Origin of the sequence: Enterobacter sichuanensis, from assembly GCF_002939185.1 — a bacterium.
Taxonomy (GTDB): Bacteria; Pseudomonadota; Gammaproteobacteria; order Enterobacterales; family Enterobacteriaceae; genus Enterobacter; species Enterobacter sichuanensis.
Genome location: NZ_POVL01000032.1, coordinates 1 through 12,087 on the forward strand (window position 1 = coordinate 1; position 12,087 = coordinate 12,087).

A 12,087-nucleotide genomic window follows, 5' to 3' on the forward strand; every position below is an offset into this window, starting at 1 on the left:
TTTTTCCTAATTCGACGCAAACTCTACTCGTCAGTTTTGACACATACAATCCAGCCACCCTCAAATTTAAAAAAAATGTGATCTACGTCACACAATTTAAGTGAATTTGACCCATAAATCCATCAGTATGACTTGTAATTTGTTCACTTATTGACCATTTGGAACTATTTTGTATTCTTAAATGACGAATACTCATGCAGATGGCTTAAAAGAACTGGCACGTAACGTGCTTGCTCTGTCCCGGGCGTCTGTCTGAAACATTCTCGCCAGACGCCTCTGCGTGACACATTTTTCTTACCGTGAAAAAACATAGAGTTATACAAACAGCCTAAAAACACCGTTTCATAAAGAAACTATTCGAAATGATTTTGTAACGACAAGGAACGATTAAACAGGGAAAAGGTGCATTTGTGTGATTTACGTTAAGTTGTTAATTTTTTTCATTTAGGGCCATTTTTCAGTTATTCTTCTTATAAGAATAATTAATGAATAATTATGATAAGGTTCACACTAATGTCGTAATCCGCTCTTGCAGATCCAGGCAAATCGCGGTAATGGTGATCACACGCTGTCTGTCAGACATCTAAGGAGTGCGCCATGAGTTACTCCCATCTTCTTGTTTCTGTTGCTGTTTCTCCCGAAAGCCATCAACTCCTCGCCCGGGCCGTTTCGATTGCCAGACCCCACAATGCGCGTATCAGTCTTATAACACTGGCGGCCGAGCCCGAGATGTATAATCAGCTGGCAGCCCCGATGCTGGAGGATATTCGTGAGGTTCTGCAGGAGGAAACGCAGCAATTTCTGCGTGAGCTGGTCGAAAAGGCACAATATCCTGTTTATGAAACCGTAATAGCGACAGGCGAACTTAATGCCCATATTCTGGATATGTGTCGTAAACAGAATATTGATTTAGTGATATGCGGAAATCACAACCATAGCTTTTTATCGCGCGCGGCCTGCGCGGCAAAATCTATTGTCGCCTCAAGCCAGGTTGATGTGCTGTTAGTGCCGCTTGGGGGGCGTTAACCCCCCCAGTATAAAATCAGGCGAGTTTAGGGAAAGTCGCGATCTTTTTTTGCAGGTAGCCTTCATGGCTTTGCGGGGCGATATCACGCAGATCCTGAATAAAGCGCGCCTGCCAGTGATTAATATCGTTCTTACGGATCGTCTCCATCATTTCAGCATGGCGGGAAATACGTTCCGTGAGCGGCATCGTCAGGGCACGATTCAGCGCGTTTGCCACATCATCGCGATCGTAAGGGTTTACAATAAGCGCTGAGGTGAGTTCATTTGCGGCCCCGGCAAACTGGGAAAGCACCAGCACCCCAGGGTCGGCAGGGTCCTGAGCCGCCACATACTCCTTCGCGACCAGGTTCATCCCATCCCGCAGCGGCGTGACGAGGCCGACATCCGCATAGCGGAAGACCTTCATCAGGATCTTGCGATCAAAATGCTGATTCAGATAAAAGAGCGGCGTCCAGCCCAGCTGACCGTAGCGGCCATTAATGCGCCCTGCTTCAGTCTCCAGCTGATGACGAATGTCCTGGTAGGCCTGAACCTCACCGCGCGAGGTCGGCGCTATCTGGGTATAGCGAATTTTACCGTGATGCTGCGGGTATTTATCCAGCAGCGTTTCATACGCCAGGAAACGTTCCGGCAACCCTTTGGAATAATCAAGACGCTCGACCGAGAAGATATTTTTGACGTGCTTAAGTTCATTCTTAAGCTGCGCCAGCTTAGGCGGCAGCGGACCGGCGGCCTGCTCTGCGATTTCGTCAGGTTCAATCCCTATTGGATAGACTTCGGTATGGAAGGTTTTCCCCCACGCCGTATGGGTCTTGCCCCCTTTGGTCACCAGACGCGCTTTACCTGACACCGAATCAAGGAACGCCAGGCGGTCATTTTCAGTCTGGAAGCCCAGTAAATCATAATCACACAGCGCCTCCAGCAATTCTTCATGCGGCGGCAGCGCGGTAAAGATCTCCGGCGTCGGGAACGGAATGTGCAGGAAGAAGCCGATCCGGTTATTGACCCCCCTCTTGCGCAGCTCTCTGGCGAAAGGCAGCAGGTGATAATCGTGGATCCATAAAATATCGTCTTCTTCGATTAAAGGCAGCAGTTTATCCGCCAGCAGTGCATTCACCCGCGTATAGCCTTCAAAGGATTCACGCTGGAATTTCACCAGGTCAAGACGATAGTGAAACGCAGGCCACAGAACGGCATTGGAGAACTGCGAGTAGTACTCGTCGTAATCTTTCTCTTTCAGGGCGAATGAAGCCCACGTGATGTTTCCGCGCGTGACCTTTTTTAGCGGTTTCTCTTCTTCACTGATTTCACCACTCCAGCCAAACCACAGCCCGCCAGCAGCTTTTAAGGCACCTAATACCCCTACCGCCAGGCCACCTGCACTGGCTTTTTTATCATCAGGCGGTGCAATTCGGTTAGAGACGACGACTAAGCGACCCATAATGGTTTCCCCCTTTGTTTTGCGCTATTTGTTGTTGTTGCTGGTTAGCGATGTCAGATATCCACTGCCAGACGCTGGCGACATCCGCCAGCCGCCATTCGGCGACAGTGTCACCAGGCCCCACCTTGACGGCGATCCCTCCGGCCTGATTTACCACACGAAACCCGGCCTCGTCGGTCAGGTCATCCCCTATGAAAACGGGCGTCCGCCCTTTGAAAGGCGGTGTCGCCATAAACGCGGCAATGGCCGCACCTTTATTGATCCCTTTCGGTTTTAACTCCACGACGCATTTACCGGGCTGCAGTGCCAGCTGCGGATGCGCATCCGCAACCGACTGAGCCAGGGCCAGTACAGCCTCTTCATGCTGCGGTGCCTGGCGATAATGCAGGGCGAAGGCCATGCCTTTGGCTTCCAGCTCGGTGCCAGGCAGGTCAGCCAGCGCAGCAGAGAGCTGCTTCTGGAGCGTTTGCGTGAGTGCGTCGGGGAGTGAAACGATATGCGTTTGATCATGGATGTCGCGGCGCTCCGCTCCGTGTACACCGGCCAGCGGAAAGTGGTATGGACTGGCGAGCATGTCCAGCTCGGCCATTGAGCGCCCTGATATCAATGCCAGTGCTCCCTCATTCATGCGCGAGAGCTGATGCAAATCCTGTAACACCGCCTCCGGAATAGACACCTGATCGGGGTGCGGTTTTATCCCGGCGAGCGTGCCGTCGAGATCGAAAAAGAAAGCATAATGTCCGGGCAGTACAGGCGGTGCGGTTAACGAGTCAGCCACCCTTTTCCTCCTTACGGTTTACGAGAGGTAAACGCCTTTACCTCTTTCATAGCCATGTAAGTATAGACAGTGTGACGTCGCTCGCCATTTGACAACCGCCCCGCCAGTTTTACTGGCGGGGCGGTGAAGGGGTCAACTATGGTTATTAGTTGAGCAATGAAAGAGAAGAAAAAGGGTCAGACAGTTCGCTTCGCTTTTTGCTTGTAACGGTCGAAAATCACGGCTGCCAGCAGGATCAGACCCCGCACCACGTACTGAGAGAACGGCGAAATATTCAGCAGGTTCATGGCGTTCTCTACCGTCCCCAGAATCAGGATACCGGCCACCACATATGAGATTTTTCCGATGCCGCCTTTGAGGGAAACGCCCCCTAAAACGCAGGCGGAGATGACGATCAGCTCATAACCGATGGAGGTCATTGGCTGGCCGCTGGTCATACGCGACGCCAGGATAATCCCCGCGGCGGCAGAAACCAGCCCTGAGAGCACAAAGATAATAATCTTGGTGCGTACCACCGGCACCCCAGCCAGACGAGCCGCTTCTTCATTACCGCCAATTGCCAGGGTGTTACGGCCAAAGGTGGTCCGGTTAAGCAGGAAGCCGAACAGGATCAGGCAGGCGACGGTCAGCCAGATAGGCGCAGGCAGACCCAGCCAGTTCGCATAACCCAGGGTAAAGAAGCGCTCGTCTTCAATCCCCACCGCTTTACCGTCGGAGATGATATAGGCCAGCCCGCGGACAATTTGCATCGTCGCAAGGGTGGTGATCAGGGCGTTAATCTTCAGACGTGCGATAACAAAACCGTTCACCAGACCACTGATAACGCCAAGTAACAGACCGGCCAGCACGCCAATCCACAAACTCTCCGTCATGTTGATCACCACGGCCGTGGTGACGCCAGCACAGGCAATCACCGACGCCACCGAGAGGTCAAAATCGCCGGAGGCCAGACAGAACAGCATCCCGCAGGCCACCATTCCGGACATGGAAATGGCCAGCCCCAGCCCCTTCATATTAATGAAGGTGGCAAAATTAGGAACGAAGATCGCACAGGCCAGGAAGAGCACGGCAAAAACCACCAGCATGCCGTATTGATCCCAGATACGCCCCATACTCAACGCCGACTTCGACTTCGGCACTCCGGATGTAGTAACAGAGGACATCATTAACTCCTTACTCAGGCGACAGCCTGGCTGACTTTAGGCATGGCGAGGTTCAACGCCTGTTGTTCATTCGCCTGTTCATGAAGTAATTCACCGGCAATTTCGCCTTCACGCATCACCACAATGCGGTCGGCCACGCCAAGCACCTCCGGCAGATCGCTGGAGGCGAAGAGTACCGCCACGCCACGTTTTGCCAGTTCATAGATCACGTTATATATCTCGTGTTTTGCCCCCACATCGATCCCGCGGGTCGGCTCATCCAGTAAAATGACCTTCATATCCTCTGACAGCCAGCGGCCTAAAATGGCCTTCTGCTGGTTTCCGCCAGAAAGATTCATGATCAGCTGCTGGGGTCCCGGCGTTTTGATATTCAGTGAGCGAATATGGTGGTCGGCGTTGCTCGACTCCCAACTATCGTTTATCAGGCAACCTGCGCGAATAAACTTACGACGGGCAGAGATATTGATGTTGTCGCGCACCGAATGCACCGGAATGATCCCCTCCGCCTTACGGTCTTCCGGACAGAGCATCATCCCCGCTTTTATTGCATGGGCCGGTTTCTGGATATCCACCCGCTCACCATCAATGGAAACCTGTCCATCGGTGATACGGGTTCCGCCGAACAAGCCTTTCATTAATTCGCTGCGCCCTGCCCCAACCAGACCAAACAGTCCGACAATTTCACCGCTGCGTACGGATAACGAAACCGGCGTTCTCACGCCCGGCGCTTTCACATTGTCCAGACGCAGGCGTTCAGGCCCGTACTCGCGTGGTTTCCAGTGATAAATATCACCCAGCTCGCGTCCGACCATCGCCTGAACAAGCTGGTCATGGTTAACCTGCTCCATGTCGGTAAAGGTGCGCACATAGCGCCCATCTTTAAACACGGTGATGGCATCGCTCAGGGCAAAAATCTCTTCCATACGGTGTGAAACGTACAAAATTGTGCGCCCTTCCTGACGCAGTTCGCGGATCACCCGAAACAGATTGTCGATTTCACGCGCAGAGAGCGAACTGGTGGGTTCATCAAAGGCAATAATTCTGGCGTTACGCGCCAGTGCCTTGGCAATTTCAACCATCTGCCACTGGCCGATGGAGAGATATTTCAGCGGCGTCTGGGGATCAACATCCAGACCCAGGTGTTTAAGCTGCAGCCCCGCTTCATAATTAAGTAGCGAACGATTCACCACGCCGCCTTTATGCGGAAGCTGTCCTAAATAGATATTTTCCGCCACGGTCATCTCGGGGATGAGGTGCAGCTCCTGATAGATAATGGCCACCCCGGCGTTTAGCGCCGCAGTGGTATCGGCAAACGCCACCTCTTCACCGCGAATCGCCAGCGTGCCGGTCGTTGGCGTGTAGTTGCCGCTGAGGATTTTCAACAGTGTGGATTTTCCCGCACCGTTTTCCCCCATCAGGGCATGAACCTGGCCGGCATAGCAGTCGAAGCTGATATCGGTCAGCGCGTTAACACCGGGGAATGTTTTCCCGATGCCGCGAAAAGAGAGATACGGATCAGACTGTCGCATAACGTCTCCGTGATTCCTGTAGTGTGTACGTCAGGCCCCTCACCCTGCGCGAGGGGCACAATCACCGCGTATTACTTACCGCCCAGTCCTTTTTTCGCCAGCTCCTCTTTGAAGTTGTCGCGGGTGATCAACACCACGTCGGTCACTTCCGTAAATTTCGGCGGCTCAACCCCTTTGGTTACCCAGTTGTAGAGCATTTCACTGGATTTATAGCCGTGAACGTCCGGGCTTGGCAGCAGAGAGCCGTAGAAACCGGTGGCCTGCGCTTTAGAGAGTTCACTCACCGCGTCAACGCCGTTGATGCCAATCCCGATCACATCAGGTGCTTTGAACCCCTGGCCTTCCGTCGCGCGTACCCCGCCCAGCACGGTATTGTCGTTCATGCCAACCACCAGCCAGTGTTTCACCTCCGGATGCTGAACCAGCATGGAGTTGGCGGCGTCGAAAGCGCCCGGGATATCGTTGGATTTGGTGGGGACTTTGTAGATCTGTTTTTCCGGGAAGCCGGCCGCTTTCAGGGCATCCATTGAACCGGTGGTACGACGACGCGCCGTGTCCAGTTCATCCGCGGTGATCGCCATTACCGCCGTTTCTTTCACATCCCAGCCACGCTTTTGCATCTCTTTATAGAGTTCCTGGCCCTGACGTTCGCCAATCTTGGTCGCCGCCATCATCACCAGCGGGACGCTGTCCATCGGCTTGCCTTTGGCGTTAACGAACTGATCGTCAACGGCAATGACTTTCATGTCGTAACCGCGAGCTTTCGCCGCAATGGCCGAACCGAGCTTGGGATCCGGCGTACAGATAACGAAACCTTTCGCACCGCTGGCCGCCAGGCTGTCGATGGCATTCAGGGTTTTCTCACCGTCCGGCACGGCGATTTTAATCACCTCAAAACCTAAATCTTTCCCGGCCTTATCAGCGAATTTCCACTCGGTCTGGAACCAGGGTTCTTCGGGCTGTTTTACCAAAAAACCGAGTTTTAAATTCTCAGCGATAGCGGATTGTGACATAACGGCAGCCAGACCGATGGCCGCGAGCGCTTTAGTAAATTTGTGCATGGTAAACTCCAGCTTTAGCATTCTTTTCTGTAGGGAATATTTGCGTGCTTCTAATTTAATCGGACTTAAAACAAGGCATTAGCGCTTACCTCGTCATAAGCGTTATTGCTGGTGATAGTTTTAGCGGGAAATTAATCATCCATAAGAGAGCCCCATCACACCGCAGAATTACAGTAATTGCGTACATAAATTCAGCGAAAAATGACATAAAAAAGGGCATATTTGTCTGACAATTGAATAAGGGTTAAGCAGGATTATCCATAAGATTAGCTAAGAAATCCCTGATGCCCTTAAGAAGGCAAAATCGCATGGCGTGTTAACGAAGGGATAACCGGTTTAAGATCATGAAGAACTGAGAAGCTGAAATACCGTTATTCTGCAAAATTTGATTTAACTCAATTTTACGTCACCAGCATAAATTAAAAATAATTAAGCTGTATTTGTATTTTTCACCGAGCATTATTCCAGTTAATTATTTCCGGAAGAGTAACAATGCATAACACGAACAAAAAACAATCATTATCAGAAACTTAACTATAAGTTATTTCATGGCGAGCTAATTGACTTTCTGTACTATATTAAACTTTGTAATGTATGGTAAACACAGCCCAATTAAGAGTTTTCTTAGACCAAAGACAAGGGTATGCTTATTTTTATCGAACACAGGAAGTGAATTCGGTCGACTTTAGTCACTGCAGAAAGACTATTTCTGTTTTTTTCTTCGTATTTGCCTGGCACACAGGTTAAGCAACGGACATCACGTCCCACAGTCAATAAGGATATGAGTATGGCTACCCAAACGATGATGCAAAAACTTAACGCGCAGATGAACCTTGAGTTCTATGCCTCTAATCTGCACCTGCACCTGAGTGCATGGTGTGCCGAGAACAGTCTCACGGGCTCTGCCACATTCTTTCGCTCTCAGGCGCAAAGTAACGTCACGCACATGATGCGTGTTTTTAACTACCTGAAAGCCGCAGGGGCAAATCCTGTCGTAAAAGCCCTTGATGGGATCAACGAAAATTACTCTTGTCTGGAAGAACTGTTCCAGAAAACGCTCGACGAGTATGAACAGCGCTGCAGTACGCTCAGCAAGCTGGCCGATGAAGCCAAAGCCCAGCAGGACATTACTACGCTTAAATTTTTACGCGATATGGACAGAGAGCAACAGCAGGATGGCATGCTGCTGAAGACGCTGGCGGATGAGATCCATAACGCGCAGCAGGCAGGGTTATGCCCCGAGCAAACCGACCGTCATCTGCTCGATATTGTGACGGTGCAGCATCACTGAGTCTTTTAACCTGCTCCCGTCCGGGGGCAGGTTTCCCTTCTTATCCCCAACCTCCTCTTTTTGCTGAAATTTAACAAATCAGATCTCGCTCCCAATGATTAACCACACAACGTGTAATGATTTATTTAATTACATAATCATCGACGAGGGAGCAGTATGATCACCATTGAGTTTGTTGTCATTCTCCTCTGCCTGCTGACAGGTACACGTTACGGCGGGATGGGGCTGGGGTTAATAAGCGGTATTGGTCTATTCATTTTATGTTTTGTCTTTGGTCTGCAGCCGGGTAAGCCACCGGTTGACGTGATGCTAACCATTCTTGCGGTGATTGGTTGCGCGGCCACCCTGCAGACGGCGGGCGGCCTCAACGTTATGATGCAGTTTGCTGAACGTTTGCTGCGCAAACACCCGCAACACATCACTCTCCTCGCCCCGTTTACCACCTGGATGCTGACCTTTCTGTGCGGTACCGGGCACGTGGTGTACACCATGTTCCCCATTATCGCGGATATCGCCCTGAAAAAAGGGATCCGCCCGGAGCGCCCAATGGCCGTGGCATCGGTCGCCTCACAGATGGCGATTACGGCCTCCCCCGTTTCCGTTGCCGTGGTGTCGCTGGTCTCCATCCTGGCGGCGCAGCATGGGCTCGGCCACGCGTGGGGCATCCTAGAGATCCTCGCCGTGTCGGTTCCCGCGTCACTGTTCGGCGTGGCCATTGCGGCCCTGTGGAGTTTACGCCGCGGGAAAGAGCTGGCTGATGACGCGGAGTTTCAGGAAAAACTAAAGGATCCAAAGCAGCGCGAGTTTATCTATGGCGGAACGGAGACGTTACTGAATCAACGTTTCCCCAAACAAGCCTACTGGTCGACGTGGATTTTCTTTGCCGGTATTGCCGTGGTCGTTTTGCTGGGGGCATTCCCTGAATTACGCCCCGCCTTTGAACTGAAAGGCAAAATGACGGCGCTGTCGATGAACCTGGTCATCCAGATGATGATGCTTATTGCAGGCGCGGTGATGCTGATGGCCTGCAAAGTTAATGCCTCTGCCATATCTAACGGCGCGGTATTCAAGGCGGGTATGGTCGCGATCTTTTCGGTGTTCGGCGTGGCATGGATGAGTGATACCTTTTTCCAGGCACATCTCGACGAGTTAAAACTGGCGCTGGAAGGGGTGGTGAAAAGCCACCCGTGGACCTATGCCATTGTGCTGTTTCTGGTGTCAAAACTGGTGAACAGCCAGGCGGCGGCGCTGACGGCGGTGGCGCCTATGGGCCTGATGCTGGGTATCGATCCGAAGATGCTGATCGCCTTCTTCCCGGCCTCATACGGCTATTTTGTCCTGCCGACCTATCCAAGCGATTTGGCCTGCATCGGTTTTGACCGGTCAGGCACCACCCGTATCGGTAAATTTATCATCAACCACAGCTTTATTCTGCCAGGGCTGATTGGAGTGAGCTGCGCGTGTGCGGCGAGCTACCTGCTGGTTCAGACCTTCTTTTAACGGTATCAACGGGCGACAGGTTCCGTCGCCCCTTCCCCGCTTTAGTGAGACTCACCCTGCGGAGTGAATCGCAGTTCAATCAGCGCGATGGCTTTCTGGATCGCCCGAAGCGTAACCGGATCAGCGGCAGCAGGATGGCTGGTGAAATCGATATTTTTCAGCTGCGTTGACATCTTCTCGCGCACTTCAACCGGCGCAATCACGTCCAGAACATCGAGAATTTGTTTGATAACCAGCTGGCACGCGACAACGTCAGACACCAGTTCCTGATCGGCGCTCAGGTTTTGAGACATGGGGTTTTCTCCTTATTGAAAGGCCGCCATAGTAACAAAACGTGGCCCCTTTCATCTCCCGCAGAGATAAAAAAACCTGCCGAAGCAGGTTTTTTTATCAGAACATGGCACCCGGCGGCACGTCTTTAAACGTGCGGCAATAATTGGTCCACATACTTTTCAGGATTTTGCGCAGTTTCACGATGATGCCCCATTAACTTGTTATACAACTTTATTGTCAACGTGCTTATAATATGACCACCATCACAAAAATCAATGTTTTTGTGATTCGCATCACGATTTTGTGCGCATATGCATTCATCCCTGACCCGTTGCAAAGAGAGAGGGCAGATTGTCCGGCTATTCCAGCCATTGCAGCTGACATCTGCGGGTACGATAACGTATTTCCATCCACTCAGAGCGAACCATGAAAAGAGTCATTGTAGCTGGTGCAATCCTGCTGCTCGCGGGGTGTACGGTCCCTCGCCAGGCTGAAGTCAGTAGCCTCGACGCACCAAACGGCATCGTCCGCCTCGACTACGGCCAGGCAGCACTGCAAAATGCGTATTCTGATGAGTATGTGAATAACGGTACGGCGGCAAAAGCGTGTCAGCGTATGGGGTATGCCACCGCCTCAGCCTATGGTCAGCCCATCAAAACCTGCACCCTCATCAGCGGCTCGTTGTGTCTGAACGAGAGCGTGACAATCCAGTATAAATGTATGGGTTATGCCGTTAACCCTCAGTCAAACAATCCCTGGTATTAATCAGCGTTGCCAGCGTCTGCTGGCAACTTATTTTATTAAGAACAAAAATAATTCTCATTAATAAATATTAAAATCGTCAATGCGTTTTATTCCCATTCGTATTTTGAATAAAGAAATAATAATTTTACGTTTTGCAAATAATTAAATAACAAATTATAGTGTCGCTCATTGTGAACCAGAAATAATCACCCGGAGCGCCACCATGCTGAAAACTGAAATGATCGACAAGCTCAACGCACAAATGAACCTTGAGCTGTTTTCGTCCCTGCTCTACCAGCAGATGAGCGCCTGGTGCAGCTACCACAGTTTCGAAGGCGCAGCCGCATTTCTGCGTCGTCACGCGCAGGAAGAGATGACCCACATGCAGCGTCTGTTTGATTATCTGACAGATACGGGCAGCCTGCCGCGCATTGAAACCGTGGCCTCACCCTTTGCTGAGTATAATTCTCTCGATGAACTGTTCCGCGCCACCTACGAGCACGAGCAGCTGATCACTCAGAAAATTAACGAACTGGTTCATGCTGCGATGACCAGCCAGGATTACCCAACCTTTAATTTCCTGCAGTGGTACGTCGCTGAACAACACGAAGAAGAGAAACTGTTTAAATCCGTGCTGGATAAATTATCTCTGGTGGGGAAATCTGGCGAAGGTCTTTACTTTATTGATAAAGAACTTTCCACGCTTGATACGCAGAATTAATTTCAGCGCGGTGCGGGTTCCCTGCACCGCGTTAATTTACATACACCCCGCACAGCTGGTGCAGCGCCAGTCGTGGGGATTCACGGCCTGGTAAAAATAGCGGTAACTGGCCGTCTCCAGCGGAATACCCACCTCGAAGAACATATCCGTTAACCAGTCGACATTCTCGATGATCCACTCATCTTCCTGTAAGCCTTGCGCAAAGGTTTCATCTTCAGGATCGATAATCGAATAGATTGCCCAGGTGCCCATATCCTTTTCGCGGCGGGACTCGGGAAGTATCAGGGGCTGGTTCTGCCAGCTAATTATCCAGTGGCCATGGCACAACAGGTTGCCTCCACGGCTCCATGCCGCAGTAAAGGGATTCTCCCCAGCCATAAAACCCTCACTTAATTTGATATTTTATATTTATTGTTTACGTTACGCCGGAATGTCGCGCAGCAACATTGCCCTTATGAAGTAGACCTGCGCCTAAAAAGGATCAGAGGGCCAGCAGTTCGTAAACCATTCATTACACTACTTGTAACGGTGATTTGACGAGTTACGGCTTTTCCCTTACT

13 protein-coding genes are annotated in these 12,087 nt (G+C 51.2%); 5 read left to right on the plus strand and 8 right to left on the minus strand.

What is annotated here, in order from left to right; genetic code table 11:
- Positions 1-597 precede the first annotated feature (597 nt).
- A complete protein-coding gene (gene uspC, locus C5687_RS14730; protein ID WP_025760335.1) occupies positions 598-1,026 on the plus strand; it encodes a universal stress protein UspC in 429 nt (142 codons plus the stop codon).
- Between the two features lie 16 nt (positions 1,027-1,042).
- Here the strand turns inward: uspC and otsA are convergent, their stop codons facing one another.
- The 5 genes from otsA to araF all read right to left on the minus strand — a co-directional run bounded on the left by otsA (position 1,043) and on the right by araF (position 6,998).
- Entirely contained in the window at positions 1,043-2,467 is a 1,425-nt protein-coding gene (gene otsA, locus C5687_RS14735) for an alpha,alpha-trehalose-phosphate synthase (protein ID WP_094919080.1), read from the minus strand.
- Positions 2,442-3,245, minus strand: a complete 804-nt coding sequence (gene otsB / locus C5687_RS14740; protein ID WP_059385026.1) for a trehalose-phosphatase — start codon at positions 3,243-3,245, stop codon at positions 2,442-2,444. The genes otsA and otsB overlap by 26 nt, the downstream gene beginning before the upstream one ends.
- 176 nt (positions 3,246-3,421) lie before the next feature.
- Complete coding sequence (gene araH / locus C5687_RS14745) at positions 3,422-4,411, minus strand: L-arabinose ABC transporter permease AraH (RefSeq protein ID WP_170940847.1); 990 nt, start codon at positions 4,409-4,411, stop codon at positions 3,422-3,424.
- Between the two features lie 11 nt (positions 4,412-4,422).
- A complete protein-coding gene (araG, locus tag C5687_RS14750) occupies positions 4,423-5,937 on the minus strand; it encodes an L-arabinose ABC transporter ATP-binding protein AraG (RefSeq protein WP_025760331.1) in 1,515 nt (504 codons plus the stop codon).
- Between the two features lie 71 nt (positions 5,938-6,008).
- Complete coding sequence (gene araF, locus C5687_RS14755) at positions 6,009-6,998, minus strand: arabinose ABC transporter substrate-binding protein AraF (protein WP_014832433.1); 990 nt, start codon at positions 6,996-6,998, stop codon at positions 6,009-6,011.
- Positions 6,999-7,785: 787 nt separating this feature from the next.
- Here araF and C5687_RS14765 point away from each other — a divergent pair.
- Together C5687_RS14765 and C5687_RS14770 are read left to right on the plus strand one after the other, a co-directional pair.
- On the plus strand, positions 7,786-8,289 hold the full coding sequence (locus C5687_RS14765) for a non-heme ferritin-like protein (protein WP_047958977.1): 504 nt from the start codon (positions 7,786-7,788) through the stop codon (positions 8,287-8,289).
- A 156-nt stretch (positions 8,290-8,445) separates the two neighbouring features.
- Positions 8,446-9,789, plus strand: coding sequence for an anaerobic C4-dicarboxylate transporter (locus tag C5687_RS14770; protein ID WP_025760177.1), 1,344 nt, complete (start codon positions 8,446-8,448; stop codon positions 9,787-9,789).
- 41 nt (positions 9,790-9,830) lie between these two features.
- On the opposite strand, the gene C5687_RS14775 is transcribed toward C5687_RS14770, so the two are convergent.
- Both C5687_RS14775 and azuC read right to left on the minus strand, forming a co-directional pair.
- A complete protein-coding gene (locus C5687_RS14775; RefSeq protein ID WP_014832436.1) occupies positions 9,831-10,082 on the minus strand; it encodes a DUF2766 family protein in 252 nt (83 codons plus the stop codon).
- 97 nt (positions 10,083-10,179) lie between these two features.
- A complete protein-coding gene (azuC, locus tag C5687_RS14780; RefSeq protein WP_088244265.1) occupies positions 10,180-10,263 on the minus strand; it encodes a stress response protein AzuC in 84 nt (27 codons plus the stop codon).
- Positions 10,264-10,488: 225 nt separating this feature from the next.
- Here azuC and yecR point away from each other — a divergent pair, with 225 nt between their 5' ends.
- A complete protein-coding gene (gene yecR / locus C5687_RS14785) occupies positions 10,489-10,827 on the plus strand; it encodes a YecR family lipoprotein (protein WP_025760176.1) in 339 nt (112 codons plus the stop codon).
- Between the two features lie 202 nt (positions 10,828-11,029).
- Entirely contained in the window at positions 11,030-11,527 is a 498-nt protein-coding gene (gene ftnA / locus C5687_RS14790) for a non-heme ferritin (RefSeq protein WP_014884366.1), read from the plus strand.
- Positions 11,528-11,563: 36 nt separating this feature from the next.
- Here ftnA and C5687_RS14795 read toward each other — a convergent pair whose 3' ends face one another.
- The gene (locus C5687_RS14795; protein ID WP_047958978.1) at positions 11,564-11,905 is read right to left on the minus strand and encodes a hypothetical protein; all 342 of its coding nucleotides are present in this window, start codon (positions 11,903-11,905) and stop codon (positions 11,564-11,566) included.
- Positions 11,906-12,087 lie beyond the last annotated feature (182 nt).